Here is a 20,898-nt window from a genome sequence, read left to right on the forward strand (position 1 = left end):
CTCCTGCATGATTACCGCAGGTGCCATGCATCTTTCCCTAAAGCCTTACTCCGTAAAGCCCGTCCCATACTGCTTATGCAACAAATACAAATACGGCTTCAGCGCATGATGCACAAATAAGTTCTTCCCATCAAACGGGAACCGCGCATAATATCCCGCATCCGGCTGCAGGATCACAGGGCTGCCGGCTGTCATGTAGGCATTGCTTTGCATAAAATGCGGCTGCACATAGCCCGGCATTGCTTTATGCACCCGCTTTCCCAACGTGGGGCCCAGGGTGCGCGCCATGCGCCGGCTGGCCCTGCGTGAGCTGCCATTTAACCTGCCATACATATAACCCAGCGCCCAGCGCACGGGTATTTTCTGTTGTTTCAAAATGGGTTTTATCCGGGAAAAGGGATTGATGGTATTAAAGTCGTTCGTGGTTTGCAAAGAGAAGGGCGTTTCCGGCACCCAGTCCCGCGCGTTCACTACGCGGAAGGCCCATCCATTGCGGGTCAGGTCGTCAAAATCGTAGGCATAATAAAGATTGCCCGGTTTGGGGGCAGCGCTGCAATAGGTTTTGTATACAATGTCTTTGGGCATATCCGGATCGTCCAGGTAGCCCAGGTAGGAGCGGAGCAGGAAGGCGATGGCCCCGCCCTGGCTATGGCCCATGATGATAAATTCGTGTATGCCTTGCCGGTAGCATTCCTTGATATGGCGCACAATATCCGGTGCCATGGAGCCCACGCCGATCATCCAGCCCACGTGTACATAAGCACTGCTGTCTTTTGCCACTTTGTAGTGGAAGTCCGTGCTGTCGTTGAGGTGAAGGGTGCCCGCCGGCGCGATCATGCCGGCATAGAAATTTTCCATCCAGGATTCCACCTCACCGATGGTGCCACGGATGCTGATCACCCCTACATTGTCTGGCGTGATCCACAGGTCCCACCGGTTGTGTAAACCTGTGACGGGCGCGCGATACACCAGGTGCGACACCGGGGCGGGGAGATAGGTATCGTGCCAGGGCGTATCGCTCTGGCGGCCGGTGATCAGCATCAGTTCTTCATATTCTTTGGGATCAAAGCCGGGACGCAGGTGCTGGCCGGGAGATGAAAGGGCGTAAAACACCAGCAACAGGCATAAAGGAAGTAACTTCATATTTTGAAATTAACTGACTGTACGGGATTTAACAAATTGAATACCGGGTTGCGCAAGTGTGCAATGCTAAACTTGTCTTACATTTAGCCACACAATTTCTAAATCATATGGCCACCAGACTAGAACACGATTTTTTGGGTGAGCGCGCTATCCCACAGGACGTTTATTACGGTATACAAACCCTGCGATCCCTGGAAAACTTTCACATTACCGGCATTCCGCTAAAATCAGAACCGTTATTTGTACAGGCCCTCGGCTATGTAAAGAAAGCCGCAGCCATGGCCAATAAGGAACTGGGCGTGCTGGACGCCGGCATTGCAGATGCCATCATCAGGGCCAGTGACCGTGTGATCGCCGGTGAGTTCAATGACCAGTTCCTGTCTGACCTTATCCAGGGCGGCGCCGGTACTTCGGTAAACATGAACGCGAATGAAGTAATTGCCAACGTAGCCCTGGAAATGATGGGCCACCAAAAGGGTGAATACAAATACTGTCATCCCAACAATCATGTCAATTGCTCGCAATCCACGAACGACGCTTATCCTACGGCGTTCCGCATAGCCATCATCAATAAACTCACGGCTTACACCCAGGCCCTGGGCGACCTGGCAGACGCCTTTGCGGCCAAGGGGGTGGCCTTCCACGGAGTGTTGAAGATGGGCCGTACCCAGCTGCAGGATGCAGTGCCCATGAGCATGGGCGATGAGTTCCACGCCTTTGCTACCAACCTGCGGGAAGAACTGTCCCGCATTGAAGACAGCAAGCGCCTGATCTCCGAGATCAACATGGGCGCTACCGCCATCGGCACCGGGGTAAATGCGCCCGCGGGTTATGCAGATATCGTGACCCGCCACCTGGCCACCATCACGGGCCTTGACCTGAAACTGGCTACTGACCTGATAGAAGCCACCTACGATGCGGGTGCCTATGTACAGCTCTCCGGTGTGTTGAAACGCACAGCTGTAAAGGTCTCCAAGATCTGCAACGACCTGCGCCTGCTTTCTTCCGGCCCCCGCGCCGGTCTCAATGAGATCAACCTGCCGCCTTTGCAACCCGGCTCCTCCATCATGCCCGGCAAAGTGAATCCCGTGATCCCCGAAGTGGTGAACCAGACCGCTTTTTACGTGATCGGCGCAGACCTTACCGTCACCCTGGCTGCGGAAGCCGGCCAGCTCCAGTTAAACGTGATGGAGCCTGTGATCGCCTTCTCGCTTTTCACTGCCATCACTTACATGACCAATGCCTGCGTAACGCTCCGCGAAAAATGCGTGGAAGGCATCACTGCCAACGCAGACCATACCCGCAACATGGTGATGAACAGCATAGGCATTGTTACCCAGCTCAATCCCATCATTGGCTACGAAAAATCCGCCTCCATTGCCCGGGAGGCCCTGCAAACCGGTAAATCCGTGCATGACCTGGTAGTAAAAGAGCAACAACTCATCACCCAGGAAAAGTGGGACGAGATCTTTACGTTTGAGAATATGAGTAAGCCCGTGTTTATAAACAGGTGATCGTACAGCGTACAGCGTACAACGTACAACGTACAGCGTACAACGTACAGCGTACAGCGTACAGCGTACAGCGTACAACGTACAACGTACAGCGTACAACGTACAACGTACAGCGTACAACGTACAACGTACAACGTACAGCGGATAATAAATCGACCCATAAAAGAAAAAAGCAACCCGTTTCCGGGTTGCTTTTTTTATCGTGCGTGATAGTACGTTGTACGCTGTACGCTGTACGTTGTACATTTTTCACAACAACTTCTTCGCCACATCTTCCCAGTCCTGTACGCGCTCGTAGCCTTGCATGTGCACGTTGTGGTGGCCGTGGTAGAGATAGGCTTTGCCTTTGAAGTTACTGAAGTTGCGGGTCAGGTCATCGATCATGAAATCTGTCTGTACAATGCCCTTGTCACCACAAAGGCAGTACTGGCGCCAGGTCAGGAAGGGGAGTTTTTCCTGCAGCCAGTCAAACTTGTCGCGCAGGCTGTTGGGAAATTCCATGGCGGCGGATACGATGTATACCTTGTATTTTTTGTTCAGCTGTTCAATGACTTCCACGGCGTTGGGAAAAGTATCCAGGTCGCGGAAATAACCGGGGGTGTGCAGGTATCGGTGAATGGTGCCTTTCCTGTCTTCCGGGAGGGCTTCCGCCAGCGTGCGGCCGTGCAGCTCTTCCTCCGTAAAGGTTACACCAAAATCGCGGTAATACCATTCCCGGGCTTTCTTCATCGGGTCCGCTATCGTTTCATCCATGTCTATTGCGATGCTGAGCATAAGTCTTGATTTTTTGTACAACGTACGCCGTCAGGCAGATAATGCAGGGCATCCGGCGTACGCGGTACGTTGTACACTGTACATTGCACGTTGTACGATTTTTAATTAAAACACCTTCACGGCACGTCCCACGTTACCATCTTCACTCATGCCTTCTGCCACTACGCGGAAATGTTTTGTATAGTCGTTGTTGTAAAAGCTAACGGTAGCGGTGTGGGTGGCCGGGTCTATGCGCACGTCCGGGCTCCAGAAGAGCGTGAGGCGCTGGTCCGGCAGGGAATTGAGGGGCGCGGCCACGGAATAATCGGGGGAGTAGAATTCCCTCACCAGGGCGTAACCGGCCTTCTTGAATACCGCAAAGTCCTTGAAACTGCCGTCTGTGCTGTTGAAAGGCGTGCTGCCTTTGCCACTGTCGCCACGCTTCATGTACACCGCGATGGCGCCATTGGAGCCGTTAAAGCCGCCCATGAACGGCGGGCGGAATACCTTCACCATCGCAATGTCAGACACATTCATAGTGGAGAGCATTTGAATGTCCGTGGGCATTTCGTTCAGGTAAAAAGTGGGGCTGCCACCTCTCCAGCTGATGCTCGGGTTACTCAGGTCGCCGGTGATCTGCAGGCCGGCTACGCGGCTTTGCAGGTACTGGAAAATGTTCTGGTACATGGCCGGCTGGTTGGTCAGGTCAAACACAATACCATCGCCGCCGGAGAACATGCCACTGGTATAGCGCTTGTCCAGTTCCTCTTCCGGTTTGATCTTTTTCTCTTCCACTTTTACTTCCTTCAGCTGTATGGGCTGGCTGGTCATGCTGGGCACATTGCGGTTCACGCGGTTGCCCTGTGCGGCTGTGGCCAGGAAGTTTTTCAGCACAGTATTATCAATGGGAGGCGGCAGCAGGTAAGGATAAGGCGTTTTCACGGGCACGCTGTAATCAAAGAAGTGGTCCGTGAATTTCACCGTAATGTCTGTGAAAGCCTTGGTGCCAGCGCCTTTGTAGTAGATCATGGCGGTGTCTTTAAAATGGGCGTTCTCCAATGCAAACTCACCCAGGCCGGTCACTGGTACCTTGGTATACAGGCTACTGCTGTCCACCGGCACCTTGATGATCATATCCAGCTGGCCGCCCATCATGGGCAGTTTACCCCCGCTGGTATAAGCCGTACCGCCAATGTTGATGCCGGTCTCATACTCATAGCGCTGCTTGGGGAACTGGTTATTGAGGATGGCCTTCCAGGCAAATCTTCTCCAGCCGTTGGTCATCATCACCAGGTCCAGTTGCTGGTTGGTGCTGTCTTCATTGTTTTCAAAATATTGACCGGCATCTTTGATATAACCGGTCAGGTCGGAGGAGAGCAGCAGGCTGCTCACAATGTTCTGACGGTCGGGATTTTCCACCACTTCATCTGCATCGGTCACTGCTACGGAAATGTGTGCCTGCAGGCTGTCCGGTACCTTGATGGTAAAGGAGTTCAGCGTGCGGCGGTTCTGGTTAATGGTGCCTGCTTTCAGGCCCAGTTGCATGGCGGGCTGTTTTACAAAAGCCAGCCGCTCTGCGATGGGCGTACCATCTTTCCTGAACAGCGTGATCTGCAAAATGCCGGAGGGCAGCTGGCTGGTGGGAATAAAGCCGCTGATCTTGCCTTCCTGCACATTGAGCAGGGCGCGGTACACCAGCTGCTGCTGCATGCTGGCCACCACCAGCATTTCATTGTAAGCATCGGAAGTAGTGGGGCCGGTGAGGGCCTGGAAGAACACGCGGGGGCCGCGGTTAAAGACTTTCAGCGTAGCGCCGTCACTAACGGCGGGAGGCAGGAAGAGCATCTTCATGCCGCCGGCGGCATTATTCACAATGGCGCTGTAGTTTTCGCCGGGGGCAGGGGTGAGGGTGAACATGCCCATGCCATCATGCTGGGTCTTGATCTCTGCCACGTTATTGCCTTTGCTGTCTTTTACCTGGCCGGTTACGGCAATAGGAAGGCCCTGTGCGTCAATGGCTTTGAAGGCCACCTGGCAGGCCGCGCCGGTCACCAGGTTACCTCCTTCGGGGAAGAGCTGCACGGCAAAGTCGGTGCTGGCCGGAGGGGTAGCGCCAGTGGCCTTTGCCTGCTGGTCAAAAATGGTGATGTTCTTATAAAAAAGGAAGTGGGTGTCAAAGTTGAGCATCCAGGCCGTGTAGGCGCGGAGCTGGTACTGGCCGGATTTTACAGTAGCGGGGATCACCAACTCGCCGGGTGCGCCACCACCTTGTACGCCCAGCATTTTCTTGGTTACGATGGAGCCGTCCCTGGCGATCAGTTCCACGTAAAGGTTGCGGGCTGTAAGATCGGGCAGGTTCTGCATGGTCAGGTAGGCCTTGAACCAGATGCTTTCGCCGGCGGCGTAGTAATCCTTATCTACATGCAGGTACACCTTTTCCTGCGGGAAGTGGGTGGCATACTGCTGCAGGGCATTGGTAATATTATCCGGCCACTCGCCTTCGGGCAGGAAGCTGAACAAACAGAGCAAACTGATGCTGATGGCGGGTGTTAGCAGGTAGATTCGTCTCTTGATTCGTTGTGGCAAGGAGCGAGGATTCATCATGGTCTACAAAAGTTATAATAGGCTGCCACGCGGGCTACAAATAGTAACAACCGTTAAAACAGCTTAATATTGTGTTTTGAAATTATGGCTACAATAATAGCAATTATTCCCCTGAAATGTATTGATTAGATGAAGCACAGCAGATTGGTGGTGATAGGCGGCGGCGCGGCCGGATTTTTTTGCGCAGTGAATGCAGCACGGCTCCACGCTGGGCTGGAGGTGGTACTGCTGGAAAAGACCGGTAAGTTGCTTTCCAAGGTAAAGGTCTCCGGCGGCGGGCGCTGCAATGTTACGCATGCCGCGCCAGACCTGGCCTACATGGCCCGGCGCTACCCGCGGGGACAGCATTTCGTAAAAAAAGCCTTTGGCCATTTCTTTGTGCCGGATACCATCGCCTGGTTTGCCGACCGGGGCGTGCAGCTGAAAACGGAGGCAGACCTCCGCATGTTTCCTGTAACGGACGATTCCCAAACCATTATTGATTGCCTGCTGCAGGAAGCAGACCGGTACGGGGTGCGGGTGAAGACAAACTCCGAAGTGCTGGCCATGCACCGTACGGCCGCCGGCCACTGGCAGCTGGACCTGGGCCAGGGCAACACCCTGGAGGCAGACGCCGTGTGCGTGGCCGCAGGCGGTTATGCGCAGGCAGGGAAATTTGCGTGGTTGCAGGCGCTGGGTCACCGCATTGAAACGCCGGTGCCATCGCTCTTTACCTTCAATATGCCGGGTAATCCCATCACGGCCCTCATGGGCGTAAGCGTGCCGGAAGCCCAGGTGAAAATAGCGGGCAGTAAACTCCAGGAACTGGGGCCGTTACTCATTACCCACTGGGGCCTCAGTGGCCCGGCGGTACTGCGGCTCTCGGCCTGGGGCGCCCGGGAGCTGTTCACTAAAAATTATCATTTCACCGCCATCATTAACTGGACGCCGGCTTACCACGAAACCAGCATGCGGGAAGCATTGCAGGCGGCCCGGGGCCTGGGAGGACAAAAGATGCACTCCAAGAACCAGTTTGGTCTTCCATCGCGCCTGTGGCAGTTCCTGCTCACGCAGGCCGGTATCCCGGAAGACATGCGCTGGGCGGATATGCCTGCCAAAGCCCAGCAGCAGCTTACCAAACTGCTTACTGCCATGGAATGCCCGGTGGCCGGCAAAACCACTTTCAAAGAGGAATTTGTGACCTGCGGCGGCATTCAGCTGGCCGAAGTGGATGCTAATACGATGGAAAGCAAGAAAGCCCCGGGACTGTTCTTTGCCGGGGAAATACTGGATGTAGACGGTATTACGGGGGGATTTAATTTCCAGCACGCATGGACCAGCGGCATGCTGGCGGCGCGGCATTGTGTGAAGGGATGACAGCTATTCAAAATAATGCACCCCCGGTGTATATTCCCGTTCCAGTGCATCCAGCAGTCTTTCAAAATCGTCAGGGTTGTGCATGAAATCCACCTTGGTAGTGTCCACCATCAGCGTGCGCATGGGATGCTGGCGGATGTATTGCATATACACGTCATGCACACTGCTCAGGTAAGCGTCCGGGATATTCTGCTCATAGCTCCGGTCGCGCCGTTTGATGTTTTCCTGCAACTTGGGTATGGGCGCATTCAGGAACACCATCAGGTCTGGTTGCAACAGCTGCGGATTGATGATATCGAACAGCTTGTTGTAGAGGGAATACTCATCTTCGCTGAGTGTGATCTTGGCAAACAGCAGGCTTTTAATAAAGAGATAGTCAGACACGATCTTATCTGCAAAAAGATCTTTGGTCTGCAACATCTCCTTGAGCTGCTTGTAACGTTCCGCCATGAAGAAAAGCTCCAGCGGGAAGGCATACTGCTGGGGCCTTGCGTAGAACTTGGCCAGGAACGGGTTGTCCGCAAACTCTTCCAGGATCAGTTTTGCGCCGTAATGCTTTGCCAGGCGGCTGGCCAGCGTGGTTTTACCTGCGCCGATGTTGCCTTCTATTGTTATGAATTTATAATGCACGAATAAAAATTTCCGGTTATTGCTATTGCACCTTACGTACTTCCAGCGTATCTGAAGTCTGTTCCAGCAACTCCACCATATTCCTGCCTAACAAGGGATGTACCCAGTCCGGCGCTATTTCCACGATGGGTACCAGCACAAACCGCCGGTGCTGCATTTGGGGGTGGGGCACTTTCAGTGTGGGCGTTTGTATAATGGCGTCGTTATAAAAAATGATGTCGATATCGATCACCCGCGCCCCCCATTTCTCCCGGCGTATACGGCCAATGCGGTGCTCTATCTCCAGCAGTTTTTCCAGCAGGGCAGGGGCTTCCAGCACGGTATCTATGAGCAAGGCCTGGTTCAGGTAAGCGGGTTGTTCCACCTTGCCCCAGGCGGCCGTTTCGTACAGGGCCGATGCTTTGCGTACCGGTCCTGCTTCTGCATGGATAAGGCTTACTGCCTGCTGCAGGTGTTGTTCCCGCGGGCCCAGGTTGCCACCTATAACTAATATTGACTGATTCATGTATATTTAAGACGGCAAAAGTAGCCATATTCCTTATTTTTGACACACATTGTCTGGAATTTCGACGCAATTTCCCGGCCTTATCTTTCATCTATGCGAAATTTCTTAAAAATCTTCCTGGCCTCGTTTGTGGCCCTCCTGGTCTTCTCCGGCTTTGCTTTCTTTTTCCTCCTGATCCTGATCGGTACCGCCACCGCTCCCAAAAAGACAGTGATCGGCGCAAACGCGGTACTGGTGCTGGAAACCAGCCAGGCTTACAAAGAGCAACACGTTTCCGGCAACCCGCTGAACAGCTACATTGGCCGCCCGGACGATGCTGCTACCGGCCTGTATGACGCGGTGCGCCTCCTCCGCCACGCTGCCTACGATGATAAGATCAAAGGTATTTACATCAAGGTGGATGGCAACGCCGCCGGCTTTGCCACCAATGAAGAACTACGTAACGCCCTGCTGGACTTTAAAAAGACAGGTAAGTTCATTTACGCCTACGGCGAAGTAATGAGCCAGCACGCCTATTACCTGGCTTCCGTGGCAGACAAGATCTATCTCAATCCCAAAGGCGGCCTGGAATTTTCCGGCTTTGCCGTGCAATACGCCTACCTCAAAGGCCTGCTGGAAAAACTGGAAATTGAGCCCCAGATCTTTTATGACGGCAAGTTCAAAAGCGCTACAGAGCCCCTGCGCGAAACGCAAATGACAGAAGCCAACCGTATCCAGACCACCGCATTCCTTTCCCAGTTGTATGGTCACTACCTCAGCGGCATTGGCGCACAACGTAAGATCGATACCGCTGCCCTGCATCAATATGCCAACGAAGGCCTCATCCAGGAATCTGCAGACGCCCTCCGCTACAAACTGGTGGACGGCCTGAAATACGATGACCAGGTGATGGACGAACTGCGCAAAAAACTGAACCTCGACGGGAAAGACGGCTCGGTGAACTTCGTATCCCTCAATCAATATGATAAAGCCACCGATATTTCTGCCACCGGCGACAGCAAGATTGCGCTCATCTATGCCCAGGGCGATATTGTGGGTGGCAATACTGACGCTGAAGGAAAGATCAGCAGCGGCGCTTACCTGAAAATGATCCGCAAGGCGCGGGAAGATGAGGATGTCAAAGCCATTGTGTTCCGCGTAAACTCCGGTGGCGGCAGCGCCCTGGCTTCTGAAGTGATCTGGCGCGAGCTCACCCTGGCTAGAAAAGTGAAACCCGTGGTAGTATCCATGGGCGATTACGCAGCCTCTGGCGGGTACTACATTTCCTGCATGGCGGATTCCATTTTCGCGCAGCCCAATACCCTCACCGGTTCCATCGGCGTATTCGCCGTGCTGCCCAACCTGGGAGGTTTCTTTAAGAACAAACTGGGTGTCACCTTTGACGGGGTGAAGACCGCACAATACGCAGACCTGGGCACCGTGAGCCGCCCCATGACCGACGGTGAAAAACACCTGATGCAACAGGGGGTAGACAGCACTTACGCTGCCTTCAAAAGCCGCGTGGTGGCCGGCCGCAGGCTGAGTGGCGCGGTGGTAGACAGCATTGCCCAGGGCCGTGTATGGAGCGGGGAAGATGCAAAGCGCATCGGCCTGGTAGACCGTATCGGCGGCATTGACGAAGCCATCAAATGCGCTGCTAAACTGGCCCACGCAGGCACTTACGAGCTCCGTGAATATCCCAGTGTGAAAGACCCGCTCACCCGCTTCTTCAGCCACTTTGGTGACGACGAGTCTTCCACCCGTATCCTCAAAAGAGAACTGGGTGAAAACTACGATCTATACATGCGCATCAAACACCTGAAGGAAATGAGCGGCCAGGTAGAGGCGAAGATGCCGTTTGACCTGCTATTCAATTAAAAGGAATCATAAAACGTTGATGGTTAAGCAGTAAAATCACGTTGTCAATGGGTAAAGCGTAATTGCCAGGTTGATATATTTTATAAGTCTTTAATATAAAGCAGGCCAATCCGCAGGGGTTGGCCTGCTTGTTTAGGCCGGTCTGCTGCTTTGGGAAGCCCGGTTCTTTGTTTGGGAGGAATTGAAATTTGAACATTGCCACGGGCCAGTTTCCTTTGATTTTTAGCTATTGAAGCCCGGAAATTATTTTTCCGGGGATTTTTGCCTTTTGTTTAGTTAGTTTTACACGATTTTTTTAACAAGACAGCTAGGATCTATGAGTGCGCAGTATAACCAGTGGAGAGCCATGATAGCGGTGATGAAGGCCAGTCTCCGGGCCATGTTCCGCAGCCCTTCCGCTGTAGTGTTTACCTTGGGGTTCCCGTTGGTATTTATTTTAGTGTTTGGCTTCATCGGCACAGGCAGGGAGACCGTTACTATTGGGTTTAGCCAGGGAACGGATACTACCAGCATTATGTATAAAGCGCTCTGTGGCAACCCGGCCCTGCGCCTTACTAAAGACAAAACACCCGAAGAAATGGAGGCAGATATGCGCAAAGGCCGCATTACCGCCATTCTCGACATCACCACCATTGCGCCGCCGCCCCAGCCCAAATACAAGGTAACGGTGCGCACTTCCACCTCCGGTGCCAATAAGATCGATTACCTCTGGTCGGTGATCAATACCACCACCAGCCGCATAGACGACCGTTTTAACCCGCGCAGTTCCGTAGCGGAGCTGCATACAGACAACGTGCCGGGCCGCGCTTATACCATGATCGATTTCATCCTGCCTGGTATGCTGGCATTTTCCCTGCTCAGCGCCGCGGTGTTTGGAACGGCTTTTCTGTTCTTTTCCCTGCGCCAGACCCTGGTACTGAAACGCTTTTTTGCCACGCCTATCCGCCGCGGCTACATCATCGTGGGCGAGGGGCTGAGCCGCATGCTCTTCCAGCTCATCGGCTCCATCGTGATCATCGGCCTGGGCCACTTTGCATTCGGGTTTACACTGGTGCATGGCTGGGTCACTTTCCTGGAAATGCTGGTGCTCTGTGTATTTGGGCTGGTGATCTTCATGGGCTTTGGCTTTGTGATCAGCAGCATGGCCAAAAGTGAGAGTACCATTCCGCCCCTGGCTAATATTATTACCATGCCCCAGTTCCTGCTGGCCGGCATTTTTGTAAATGTAGACGCATTCCCGGCCTGGTTGCAGCCCGTGTGCCGCGCCCTGCCGCTTACCTACCTGGTAGATGCGCTGCGCAAAGTGGCTTTCGAGGGCCAGCACCTTTGGAACGTAGGCTTGGAAATAGGCGTGCTTACCGTGTGGGGCATCGTGGTGTATGCAGCGGCCGTGAAGGTCTTCAAGTGGGAGTAGTCCTGCCTGCAACAGCTTACTGGCCGCGGTTTCGCGGCCTTTTCTCTTTTTCTGAAACCTATTCTTTGTATGCGTTTTTTCAAGTTATTCCTGATCAGCGTTTTCGGCCTGGCCGTGGTGATCTTTCTCTTGTCCCTGCTGCTGCCGCCCAATGCGGTAGTGGAGCGTATCGGCGTCATTGAATCGCCCAAAGACACGGTGGCCGCCCACCTCACAGACCTGCGCCGCTGGAAAAGCTGGTATCCCATGTTCCGGCAGGATACCCTGTTCCAGTTGCAGATCTCCGAGCCTGCCAGTGGTGTAGGCGCCTGGGCCCACTGGACCAGCAAAACAGATGTTACCGATACCGGCCGCCTCACCATCACCGGCATTGACGACCGTGGCATGCATTACCACCTGGCCACCCGTGGCGGGCAGCATGCGGATGGCGGCTTTGAAATAAAGAGCACCCCGGATGGGAACGGCACCGCGCTGCACTGGTACGTGACCTCCCACCTGGGCTACCTGCCCTGGTGGAAGTTCTTTGGCTTCGTGGCAGACCGTGTGCTGGGCCCGCAAATGGAAACGGCCCTGAATGCCCTGCGTGCTGATTGTGAGCACAGCATCGTGCCCAAACAGGTGCAGCCGGCAGATAGCGCGGCTGCACCGCAGCCCTGAGTAAAGCCGGGAGTTAAAAAGGATGGCCGGCAAAAATCATTGTTACCCGGAAGCGCCAGATGCAAAGGGTTTTCGTAATTTAAGGGCGCATTTAGCAATGCTTCACTCAAAACATATTTATGAAAACACTGCGTTTCTTACTCGTCATGCTGGCTGTAGCAACTACCAGCACCGTGTTTGCACAGGACAAGAAGCCCCGTGCCAGCGCGCATTCCACCGTTGAAGGCGCTAACATCAAGGTTACCTACGGTCAGCCCAAGAAAAAAGGCCGCGACATTTTTGGTGGCCTGGTTCCTTACGGCCAGGTATGGCGCACCGGTGCAGATGAAGCGACCGAGATCACCTTTACAAAGGATGCCACCTTTGGCGGCAAACCCGTAAAGGCCGGTACCTACACCCTGTTCACCATCCCCACCGCCACCGAATGGACCTTCATCCTGAACGGTAAGCTGGGCCAATGGGGTGCTTACGATTACGAAAAGAACAAGTCACAGGACGTATTGTCCGTGAAAGTGCCTTCTTCCAAGGAATCCAAAGTCACAGAAGAATTTACCATCACCCTGCCCCCGGGCAAGCTGGTGCTGGATTGGGACAAAACACATGTTGAAGTACCCGTGAAGTTTTAAAGTGAATTTTTTTTAAAGGAAGACCGCCTGTTTGGGCGGTCTTTTTTTTTATCCCAGGTCTTAGGTCCCAGGTCTTAAGTCCTAAGTCTGTAATGCGCTTGGGAGATCTGCGTGTATGCTATAAACAGAACAATTAAAACTTTGAGAGCCTGGTACCTGGGACTTAAGACCCAGGACCTAATTTCAGTACCTAGGACCTAAGACTTAAGACCTAGGACCTGGTTTCAGTACCCAGGGCCTGATTTCTACGACAAAAACTGCACTTCAAAACAATGCAAGCCTTCCGCATAGTGATACCCGAATTTCCATCCCTGAGCTTCGCAGATCCTCGCTACGATGGCCAGTCCCAGGCCGTTGCTGTCCTGCGCATAGGCGTGATATTTTTTGAAGCGTTCAAACTGGTGGGATACCGGTAAGGCCGGCAGGTCGCTCGTGTTTTGTACTGCGAAGTGGTGGGCGTCCAGGGTAATGATGATCTCCCCGTTTGCCTGGTTGTATTTGATGGCATTGCCCAGCAGGTTGCTCACCAGTGTATCCGCCAGCACCGGGTGCAGGGGCAGGGCGCGCGGGGATTGTATGTCCAGCCGCACCGCAATTTGTCTTTCCTGCAGTTGCAGGTCAAACAGCTGAAGGTATTTTCTGATCACCGCTTCCAGGGAAATGGTGTTCTCCGTGGCGTATTGATGGTTCTCGATCTTGGCGAGGAACAGGAGGTTATGGGTGAGGCGCGACAGCCGCTGCAAGGCATCGCTGGTTTGCAGTACGGCCTGGCCCTGGCCCTGGGTGAGGGAAGGGTCCTGCATGAAAAGCTCCAGTTGCTGCTGTGCAATAGCGAGCGGCGTTTGCATTTCGTGGGCGGCATCTTCCGTGAGGGATTTCATGGCCTGGTAGTCGCGGTGGATGCGGGCCGTCATCTGGCTCAGCGCATTGTTCAGGCGACGGAATTCCTGGGTGTTGCTGGGTGCCAGGGTAAGTTGGCCCAGCTGCTCCAGTTGCAGCTGCTGCATGCTTTCCAGCGTACGGTAAAAAGGGCTCCACATGCGCCGGCTCAGGGCCCAGTTCAGCAGCAGGATGCAGCCCAGTAAGGCCATGAAAATAAAGGCCATGGCCATGCCGATGTTGCTGAACCAGTCTTCCTTTTCCAGCAAAGACCGGCGCATCGTCAGCACATAATCCTTACCCTGCACCGTTACCAGTTCTTTACGTTCGCGGAAGGGCACGTCTTCATCATCCACTTCCTGGAAAAGCATCACGTCGTGCGTTTTTCCAAAATGCTGATGATGATCTGCCGGGCCTGCGGGCGCTATATCAAAGGGCTGGGTGTGTATGTTCAGTACCGCGGGGTCCAGGTCCGGCGAGGCCAGGTACCGGCGCCAGTAGCGGCTGTCGTTTTCCAGCTCTTCATCGGTTTCATGTTCCAGTTGGTTATTGAGTTGCTTGTACAGCACAAAACCGGCACCGGCCATGAGGGGAGCCAGCAGCAGGGAAAAATAAAGCGTGGTTTTGGTAAGCAGGCGCATAGGTGGGCATTAATCAGAGAAGCGGTAACCGGTGCCGTATACCGTTTGTATATAGTCCGGGCTACCGGCGTCCAGCAGCTTGCGGCGCAGGTTTTTGATGTGGGTATAAATAAAATCGTAGGTACCGGCGTACAGGTAGTCGTCTCCCCATACATGCCCTGCCAGGGCGGATTTGGTGACCACACGGCGTTGGTTGGCAATGAAGTACATGAGCAGCTGGTATTCCTTGCCGGTGAGGTCCAGCGGGGTCTCATTTACATAAGCTACTTGTGAAGTGGTGTTCACTTTGATCTCGTTAAAACCCACCACCGTATTGCCGTTGAATCGCTTGCGCCGCATCAGGGCGTTCATACGGGCATTCAGTTCGGACAGGTGAAAAGGCTTGGTCAGGTAGTCGTCTGATCCCAGCTCCAGCCCCCGCAGCTTATCTTCCAGCGCATTGCGCGCAGAGATGATGATAATGCCTGCACTGGCATCCAGGGATTTCAGTTCTTCCACCAGCGCCAGGCCGTTGCCATGCGGCAGCCCTATATCTACGATCATGCAGTCGTAATCAAATTCCGCTATCTTGTCCCGCCCTTCCGGGAAGTCATGTGCTGCGGTGACAACGTGCCCCTGCTGCTCCAGGTATTGTTGCATACTGGTGCTGAGGGCCGGTTCGTCTTCGATGATCAATACTTTCATAATTTTACCGGTTCTATCAAAGATAAACCTTTAAAAGCACGAAAGTGAAGCCCTATTCTGTAGCGGGCCTGAAGCTAGGAGCGGCGGCGGTCAGACAGTACCAGCACTACGCCCACAATGGCTACAATGCCGCCGGCGTAAGTGGGCCAGCCTATCCATTTGTTTTCCTTTTTGTTTATTTCCACGGGGCCCAGGTCTACTACCTTCTTTTCCGTTTGTACAGAGAAACCGCGGATCACGATCATGGCTATACCCGCGATGATGAGAACAATACCCAATGTCTTCATGTTATATAGATTTAGCAATATGCAGGCAATCGCTGCGCCAGTTTTCAGCCTGGGCTGCACCCCGGGGTGGGAAATAATTCCACAAGCTAAGCCTGGAAAGTGTGGAATTACCTGCAAAAAGCCCTTTTCCGGTATAGATGGTTTTTTGGCACAGATTTGTAGTGGTTTAATTAAACCATACACAACTAAAAACAAGAACCTTTAAACGATATTTTTGTATGAACAATGGCATCATCACTTTAGACTTCGATCTTAAGATCTGCTATTATTTTAACCAGCATTCCAACATGATCCGCGCCATCGCGGTAAGTGATAACCAGGACGCCACCCTTGCTGCTTTGGAACGTTTTAAAGATGAGAACCGCGCCGGTGGCTTTGAATGGAACGAGGCCATGGAAAACCGCTTCAAACACGTGGCCCGCCGTTATTTCAGCGAAAATTAAAGAACAACAAATACTTACTGCATGCCTACATTTATGCACTCATCCGGGGATCACAATACTGCGGTGAACCTGGACCTGGTAAAGAACATCCGCCAGGAAACCATTGAAGGAAAAAAAACACTGGTGTTCGTATTTGATCCTTCCTTTATCGTGGAGTGGTCCTATATCGATAATGCACATTTTGAGAATGATGTGCGGCGGCTGCAGGACAACTTTTTCATTTGATTTTGGATTGTCTGCAAGGACTAATTTGAGATCGGGAAAGGCGCACTTGCAAGTGCGCCTTTCTTTATGCTTATACTTTTTCCTGTTGCCCGCTGTCCAGGCTGCGGTAGATGGCTTCAATCACCTTCATATCCTTCCTGCCTTCTTCGCCGGGTACAATGGAAGGCGTGCTGGTACGCACGGCCGTGGCAAATGCATCCATCTGCGCGGCCTGTTGCGTAATATGGGGAAAAGGCATCGGGCCCTGGGATGTTTTGCCGGCCAGGCCTCCATAGCCATACGCCGGTGATATTTCAAACCATCCTTTCGGTGCGTCCGCGTGCAGGATGCTGGCGTTTTCATTATAGCTCGTTTTGCAATTGGCGATGCATCCACCGGGGAATGCCATCTGCCAGTACACCGTTTCTTCTACTTCGGTAAAAAATTCCGGCCGGGTCTTTTCCTGGCGGGCCTTTACCCATAGCGGCTCTTCGCCGGTTACGTAGCGGGCACCCTGTACCACGTACACGCCCATGTCCATCAGCGGCCCACCACCGGCCAGTTTCTTTTTCAGGCGCCAGGCAGAATTGTCCGTGCCGCCATACACAAAACCATTGCTGGAGTGAATTGCTGTTACCGGGCCATAGACTTTCTGTTGGCCCAGCCGCATCATTTCTTTATTGAAGGGCTCAAAGTGCAGGCGGTAGCCAATGGAAAGCAGCCGGTTGGCCTGTTTGCAGGCGCTGATCATTTCATCACATTCCGCTACGCTCAGCGCCATGGGCTTTTCACAGATCACGTGTTTGCCTGCCTTTGCCGCGCGGATGGTGTATTCTTTATGCAGGAACACCGGCAGCACCACGTATACAATATCAATATCGGGATTGTCTGCAATGCTGTCAAAATCCTGGTAGTTGTAGATATTCTTCTGCGGGATGTTGTATTTGTCCGCCCAGATCTTTTCCTTGGCCGGCGTCCCGGTTACAATACCGGCCAGGTAACAGTTTTTAGTTTCCTGCAGGGCTGGCGCCAGCTGGCCGCCGGCGTAGCTGCCCAGGCCTACCAGGGCAATGCCCAGTTTTTTTTCCCGCGGGCTGCAGGCGGCCAGCAGCGGGTGGGAGAGCAGGGCGCCGCCCAGTCCGAGGGACAGGTTGCGCACAAAACGGCGACGGGAAGGTTGATAAGTCATGGCAGTGGTATTTTGGATGATCATTTTTGCGGCAAAGCAAATGCCATATACACATCATTGGACGGCAGGTGCAGCTTGCCACCACCACAGGCAATGAACACGTACTGGCGGCCGCCAATGGCCGCTACGGCTGGTGTGGCAAAGGCGGGTGCCGGCAGCCGGGTTTCCCACAGTACTTTACCCGTGCGCTGGCTGAAGGCGCGGAACATGCTATCGCGCGTAGCGCCAATGAACAACAAACCGCCGGCGGTAGCTACCGGTGCTCCATAGTTTTCCGTGCCCGTGTGCCGGCCGGGGTAGCGGCCGTCTTCGCCCAGCGGCACCTGCCAGGCATACTGTCCGGTGTTCAGGTCTATAGCGCTCAGCGTGCCCCAGGGTGGGCGCAGGGCCGGGGCGCCGCTCTTAGACAGGAACTTATTGTAGCCGGTAAAGGTATAAGGCAGCTCCTGGAACGGATCGGGCGGTGCGGCCGGCTTGCTGAAGGGCTGCTTTTGCAGGTCCGGCAGCTCCAGAATGTAGCTGGCAATGGCCTTTTGCGTTTCCGCATCCAGTTGGCTAAAGGCGGGCATCATGCGGCGGCCGGTGTTGACCAGGTGCAGGAAGGAAGACAGGTTGTATTTTTTATTCACGTTGATCAGCGAGGGATAATTGCCCGCACCCTTGCGGTCCGGTCCGTGGCAGGCCATGCAGTTGCTGCGGTACAGGCGTGCGCCGGCATGCGCAAAGTCTTCATGGGTGGCGGCTTTCGGGGCCGGTGTCATGGTTAGTACCCAGGCCATTTCATTGGCATTGAGGTACAGCATACCGGTGTTGGGATCTGCAGCCGGCCCGCCCCATTCCGCGCCCCCGTCAAAGCCGGGCAGCACCACGGTGCCCCTGGTGCTGGGGGGCAGGAAGGGAGAACCATATTGCAGGGTGTCCAGCCTTCTTTTTACCTGTGCATATTCACTGTCAGATAGCAGGGGATTCAGCTCTTCGGGGCTGAAATGCTGCCGCACAAAGGGTTTTGGCGTACTGGAGGTGGGTTGTGTAGGCCAGAGTTTTTCTCCTTCCAGGGTACTTTGATCGTCCACTTTCGTTTCCTCCACGGGGTATACCGGCTTGCCGGTGGCCCTTTCCAGCACAAAGATGAAACCCGTCTTCGTGGTTTGTACCGCTACGTCTATGGGCTTACCGTCCTTGTGAATGGTGAGCAGTACCGGCGGGTTCGGAAAATCACGGTCCCACACATCGTGGTGGATGCCCTGGAAATGCCATACATGCTTGCCGGTAGCGGCATCCAGTGCCAGCAGGCAGTTGCCGTACAAGCCGCTGCCATGGCGCTTCCCGCCGTAGAAGTCAAATGCTGGTGAGCCCACGGGGCAGAAGAGCAGGCCGCGTTCTTCATCCAGGCTAAAGCCGCTCCATACATTGGCGCCGCCTATGTGTGCATAAGCGGTGCTGTCGTCCCAGGTTTCATAGCCCGGTTCTCCCGGCTGGGGAATGGTGTGAAACGTCCACCGGATGGCGCCTGTGCGCAGGTCGTAGGCGCGGATGTAACCAGGGGCAGCGGCCGCATTTTCAGACACGCGGCAGCCCATGATGAGCAGGTCTTTATACACCATGCCCGCCGTGCTGGCGGTCACGAACAGGTCTTGTGCGCGGGCGCCCAGGCCCTGGTGCAGGTCCACGGCGCCATCCTGCCCAAAGCCGGGCTCCAGGCGGCCGGTGGCGGCATTTACACACAGCAGCAGCGGGCCTACAGTGTAATAGATATGCTTTGCTTTTCCATCCGTCCAGTAGGTGATGCCCCGGCAGGTATTCTGGAATAGTTTACTGCGTATAGCCGTGGGGGTGGTAGCGCTGTCAAACGGGTTGAACTGCCAAATCCGCTTGCCGGTGAGTGCTTCCAGCGCAATGAGCTTTAGCTGGGGTGTGGTGGCATAGAGCGTACTGTCTATGATCAGCGGGTTGCATTGGATCTCTGAGTGGGCGGCCGTGTCTGCATCGCCGGTGTGGTAGGTCCAGAGCGGGCGGAGGGCAGCTACATTGCTGGTGTCTATCTGGGCCAGGGAGCTGTATTTCTGGGCGTCCGGGCTGCCGTTATACACGGTCCAGGTGTCACGGGCGGGAAAATGGGGCTTACACGAGAAGAGGGCTGCGAGTAGCAGCACGGGGACAAATTTTTGCATGCGTGGAATCCATTGTGAGCTTTAATGTAGAAAATATCCCTGCTATTTGCAAGCTATTTCCCGGAAAGGCATCAAAATTGCGGCAACTGTGCGGCCACAAAACGAAAGATGATGATGAAATACCTGATGCTGCTCTTATTACTGGTATCCGGGCCCTCTGTGCTGGCGCAATACAATGATAGTACGCATTATTACATCCGTTATGCCTCCACGGGCTCTATCAATAGTACAAACGAAGGGCATTCTTACCTGCTGAACAATGCTTTGAAAACCGGCATTAAGAAATCCCGCTTCTCCCTGAATGGTAACGCCGGGTATGTTTACGGGCAGCAGGATAGCAGTATTACCAACAACGACTTTGGCGCTTCCATTGATTTTAATTACAAAAGCTCCCTGCCCAAAATGTACTACTGGGGCCTGGCCAACTATGATAAAAGCCTTTCCCTGAAGATCAATGACCGCCTGCAGGTGGGCGGAGGGCTGGCTTACAGCCTGGTAGAAACCAAGAACAGCATGCTCAATATCAGCGATGGTATTTTGTATGAAAAGAGTGACCTGTTCCTGGAAGATACCATCCATGATGTGTACCATACTTTCCGTAATTCCCTGCGCCTGCAGTACCGCTTTTCCATCCACGACATGATCATTTTTGACGGGAATAACTTCTATCAGCCATCCTTACAGAATGGAGGCGACTACATTTTACGCTTCGCGAACAGCCTTTCCGTAAAACTCTACAAGTGGCTGTTGATCACGGCTACCATGAATTATAACCGGAACAGCCGTACGGAAAAAGAAAACCTCCTGTTTAATTATGGGATTACGTTTGAGAAGTATTTCTGATAAGGCCGGCTACCTGGCGATCGCTGCCCTGCATTTCCTGCACACGCCTTTCAATATCATATCCCTTCCACTGGCCTCAAACCCTTCCGGTACGCAGGTTTCCGGCACCGGCGCTTCCGGTATACAGGTAAGCTCCTTACACTGCACACATAAAAAATGCTGGTGCGCCTGCTGGTGCACATCTGGTGGATGCAACGCGTAATATACATTCGTATCCGCACTGGGCACGGTGTGCAATACACCCCTGGCTACCAGCACCTGCAGGTTGCGGTAAATGGTGGCACGGTCCGGTTTGTACGTGCAGTAGCGTGCTATAGCGCCCTGGTCCAGCGCGGCGGAGGCACAGAGGAACGCGTGTAAGATCTCCAGCCGCGACTGGGTAACCGGTAGCTTGTAGAATGAAAGGATCTTCCTGCTCTCCCGAAAAGATGTCATATGAAAACCATTAAATGCAACTATGTTGTAAATGTAATACTGTTTTTATTAGTTTTTAATTAA

20 protein-coding genes are annotated in these 20,898 nt (G+C 53.8%); 9 read left to right on the top strand and 11 right to left on the bottom strand.

All coding sequences use genetic code 11. From position 1 onward, the window contains the following. Positions 1-45: 45 nt before the first annotated feature. A complete protein-coding gene (locus DCC81_RS20975) occupies positions 46-1,143 on the bottom strand; it encodes a lipase family protein (RefSeq protein ID WP_108688637.1) in 1,098 nt (365 codons plus the stop codon). Positions 1,144-1,250: 107 nt separating this feature from the next. Between DCC81_RS20975 and aspA the strand changes: the two genes are divergently transcribed. Beyond that, on the top strand, positions 1,251-2,657 hold the full coding sequence (gene aspA / locus DCC81_RS20980) for an aspartate ammonia-lyase (protein ID WP_108688638.1): 1,407 nt from the start codon (positions 1,251-1,253) through the stop codon (positions 2,655-2,657). Positions 2,658-2,906: 249 nt separating this feature from the next. Here the strand turns inward: aspA and DCC81_RS20985 are convergent, their stop codons facing one another. Together DCC81_RS20985 and DCC81_RS20990 are read right to left on the bottom strand one after the other, a co-directional pair. Further along, positions 2,907-3,431 carry a 5' nucleotidase, NT5C type gene (locus tag DCC81_RS20985; RefSeq protein WP_108688639.1) on the bottom strand — a complete coding sequence of 175 codons (525 nt, stop codon included), beginning with the start codon at positions 3,429-3,431 and terminating at the stop codon, positions 2,907-2,909. A 105-nt stretch (positions 3,432-3,536) separates the two neighbouring features. After that, a complete protein-coding gene (locus DCC81_RS20990; protein ID WP_165806681.1) occupies positions 3,537-5,996 on the bottom strand; it encodes a hypothetical protein in 2,460 nt (819 codons plus the stop codon). 147 nt (positions 5,997-6,143) lie between these two features. Between DCC81_RS20990 and DCC81_RS20995 the strand changes: the two genes are divergently transcribed. Beyond that, positions 6,144-7,370: a BaiN/RdsA family NAD(P)/FAD-dependent oxidoreductase gene (locus DCC81_RS20995; RefSeq protein WP_108688641.1), complete on the top strand. Its 1,227-nt coding sequence runs from the start codon at positions 6,144-6,146 to the stop codon at positions 7,368-7,370. A 3-nt stretch (positions 7,371-7,373) separates the two neighbouring features. On the opposite strand, the gene DCC81_RS21000 is transcribed toward DCC81_RS20995, so the two are convergent. Both DCC81_RS21000 and folK read right to left on the bottom strand, forming a co-directional pair. Then, on the bottom strand, positions 7,374-8,000 hold the full coding sequence (locus DCC81_RS21000) for a deoxynucleoside kinase (protein WP_108688642.1): 627 nt from the start codon (positions 7,998-8,000) through the stop codon (positions 7,374-7,376). Positions 8,001-8,022: 22 nt separating this feature from the next. Beyond that, on the bottom strand, positions 8,023-8,505 hold the full coding sequence (gene folK, locus DCC81_RS21005; RefSeq protein WP_108688643.1) for a 2-amino-4-hydroxy-6-hydroxymethyldihydropteridine diphosphokinase: 483 nt from the start codon (positions 8,503-8,505) through the stop codon (positions 8,023-8,025). A 93-nt stretch (positions 8,506-8,598) separates the two neighbouring features. Between folK and sppA the strand changes: the two genes are divergently transcribed. The 4 genes from sppA to DCC81_RS21025 all read left to right on the top strand — a co-directional run bounded on the left by sppA (position 8,599) and on the right by DCC81_RS21025 (position 13,059). Then, positions 8,599-10,362: a signal peptide peptidase SppA gene (gene sppA / locus DCC81_RS21010; protein WP_108688644.1), complete on the top strand. Its 1,764-nt coding sequence runs from the start codon at positions 8,599-8,601 to the stop codon at positions 10,360-10,362. Positions 10,363-10,678: 316 nt separating this feature from the next. Then, entirely contained in the window at positions 10,679-11,776 is a 1,098-nt protein-coding gene (locus tag DCC81_RS21015) for an ABC transporter permease (protein WP_108688645.1), read from the top strand. Positions 11,777-11,845: 69 nt separating this feature from the next. After that, entirely contained in the window at positions 11,846-12,433 is a 588-nt protein-coding gene (locus tag DCC81_RS21020; protein ID WP_108688646.1) for an SRPBCC family protein, read from the top strand. 119 nt (positions 12,434-12,552) lie between these two features. Next, positions 12,553-13,059 (top strand): DUF2911 domain-containing protein, encoded by a 507-nt coding sequence (locus DCC81_RS21025; protein WP_108688647.1) that lies wholly within the window; start codon positions 12,553-12,555, stop codon positions 13,057-13,059. A 245-nt stretch (positions 13,060-13,304) separates the two neighbouring features. On the opposite strand, the gene DCC81_RS21030 is transcribed toward DCC81_RS21025, so the two are convergent. From DCC81_RS21030 to DCC81_RS21040, 3 genes are all read right to left on the bottom strand, one after another. Beyond that, complete coding sequence (locus DCC81_RS21030; RefSeq protein ID WP_108688648.1) at positions 13,305-14,579, bottom strand: sensor histidine kinase; 1,275 nt, start codon at positions 14,577-14,579, stop codon at positions 13,305-13,307. A gap of 9 nt (positions 14,580-14,588) precedes the next feature. Then, the gene (locus DCC81_RS21035; RefSeq protein ID WP_108688649.1) at positions 14,589-15,263 is read right to left on the bottom strand and encodes a response regulator transcription factor; all 675 of its coding nucleotides are present in this window, start codon (positions 15,261-15,263) and stop codon (positions 14,589-14,591) included. Between the two features lie 74 nt (positions 15,264-15,337). Next, on the bottom strand, positions 15,338-15,550 hold the full coding sequence (locus tag DCC81_RS21040) for a hypothetical protein (protein WP_108688650.1): 213 nt from the start codon (positions 15,548-15,550) through the stop codon (positions 15,338-15,340). Positions 15,551-15,768: 218 nt separating this feature from the next. Between DCC81_RS21040 and DCC81_RS21045 the strand changes: the two genes are divergently transcribed. After that, positions 15,769-15,993 (top strand): hypothetical protein, encoded by a 225-nt coding sequence (locus tag DCC81_RS21045; RefSeq protein WP_108688651.1) that lies wholly within the window; start codon positions 15,769-15,771, stop codon positions 15,991-15,993. 21 nt (positions 15,994-16,014) lie between these two features. Next, positions 16,015-16,218 (top strand): hypothetical protein, encoded by a 204-nt coding sequence (locus tag DCC81_RS21050; RefSeq protein WP_108688652.1) that lies wholly within the window; start codon positions 16,015-16,017, stop codon positions 16,216-16,218. 70 nt (positions 16,219-16,288) lie between these two features. Here DCC81_RS21050 and DCC81_RS21055 read toward each other — a convergent pair whose 3' ends face one another. Together DCC81_RS21055 and DCC81_RS21060 are read right to left on the bottom strand one after the other, a co-directional pair. After that, complete coding sequence (locus tag DCC81_RS21055) at positions 16,289-17,386, bottom strand: Gfo/Idh/MocA family protein (protein ID WP_108689270.1); 1,098 nt, start codon at positions 17,384-17,386, stop codon at positions 16,289-16,291. Positions 17,387-17,406: 20 nt separating this feature from the next. After that, entirely contained in the window at positions 17,407-19,557 is a 2,151-nt protein-coding gene (locus DCC81_RS21060) for an outer membrane protein assembly factor BamB family protein (RefSeq protein ID WP_108688653.1), read from the bottom strand. Between the two features lie 111 nt (positions 19,558-19,668). On the opposite strand from DCC81_RS21060, the gene DCC81_RS21065 reads away from it, so the two are divergent. Next, complete coding sequence (locus DCC81_RS21065) at positions 19,669-20,400, top strand: DUF481 domain-containing protein (protein WP_240613039.1); 732 nt, start codon at positions 19,669-19,671, stop codon at positions 20,398-20,400. A gap of 9 nt (positions 20,401-20,409) precedes the next feature. Here the strand turns inward: DCC81_RS21065 and DCC81_RS21070 are convergent, their stop codons facing one another. Next, complete coding sequence (locus DCC81_RS21070; RefSeq protein ID WP_108688654.1) at positions 20,410-20,835, bottom strand: Fur family transcriptional regulator; 426 nt, start codon at positions 20,833-20,835, stop codon at positions 20,410-20,412. Positions 20,836-20,898 lie beyond the last annotated feature (63 nt).

Source organism: Chitinophaga parva (assembly GCF_003071345.1).
GTDB lineage: Bacteria > Bacteroidota > Bacteroidia > Chitinophagales > Chitinophagaceae > Chitinophaga > Chitinophaga parva.

Coding starts and splice junctions, on each gene's coding strand:
- DCC81_RS21040 (WP_108688650.1), bottom strand. CDS start 15,550: ATGAAGACATTGGGTATTGTTCTCATCATCGCGGGTATAGCCATGATC.
- folK (WP_108688643.1), bottom strand. CDS start 8,505: ATGAATCAGTCAATATTAGTTATAGGTGGCAACCTGGGCCCGCGGGAA.
- DCC81_RS20975 (WP_108688637.1), bottom strand. CDS start 1,143: ATGAAGTTACTTCCTTTATGCCTGTTGCTGGTGTTTTACGCCCTTTCA.
- DCC81_RS20995 (WP_108688641.1), top strand. CDS start 6,144: ATGAAGCACAGCAGATTGGTGGTGATAGGCGGCGGCGCGGCCGGATTT.
- DCC81_RS21030 (WP_108688648.1), bottom strand. CDS start 14,579: ATGCGCCTGCTTACCAAAACCACGCTTTATTTTTCCCTGCTGCTGGCT.
- aspA (WP_108688638.1), top strand. CDS start 1,251: ATGGCCACCAGACTAGAACACGATTTTTTGGGTGAGCGCGCTATCCCA.
- DCC81_RS21020 (WP_108688646.1), top strand. CDS start 11,846: ATGCGTTTTTTCAAGTTATTCCTGATCAGCGTTTTCGGCCTGGCCGTG.
- DCC81_RS21065 (WP_240613039.1), top strand. CDS start 19,669: ATGATGAAATACCTGATGCTGCTCTTATTACTGGTATCCGGGCCCTCT.
- DCC81_RS21045 (WP_108688651.1), top strand. CDS start 15,769: ATGAACAATGGCATCATCACTTTAGACTTCGATCTTAAGATCTGCTAT.
- DCC81_RS21055 (WP_108689270.1), bottom strand. CDS start 17,386: ATGACTTATCAACCTTCCCGTCGCCGTTTTGTGCGCAACCTGTCCCTC.
- DCC81_RS21070 (WP_108688654.1), bottom strand. CDS start 20,835: ATGACATCTTTTCGGGAGAGCAGGAAGATCCTTTCATTCTACAAGCTA.
- DCC81_RS20985 (WP_108688639.1), bottom strand. CDS start 3,431: ATGCTCAGCATCGCAATAGACATGGATGAAACGATAGCGGACCCGATG.
- DCC81_RS21015 (WP_108688645.1), top strand. CDS start 10,679: ATGAGTGCGCAGTATAACCAGTGGAGAGCCATGATAGCGGTGATGAAG.
- DCC81_RS21025 (WP_108688647.1), top strand. CDS start 12,553: ATGAAAACACTGCGTTTCTTACTCGTCATGCTGGCTGTAGCAACTACC.
- DCC81_RS21060 (WP_108688653.1), bottom strand. CDS start 19,557: ATGCAAAAATTTGTCCCCGTGCTGCTACTCGCAGCCCTCTTCTCGTGT.
- DCC81_RS21050 (WP_108688652.1), top strand. CDS start 16,015: ATGCCTACATTTATGCACTCATCCGGGGATCACAATACTGCGGTGAAC.
- DCC81_RS21035 (WP_108688649.1), bottom strand. CDS start 15,263: ATGAAAGTATTGATCATCGAAGACGAACCGGCCCTCAGCACCAGTATG.
- sppA (WP_108688644.1), top strand. CDS start 8,599: ATGCGAAATTTCTTAAAAATCTTCCTGGCCTCGTTTGTGGCCCTCCTG.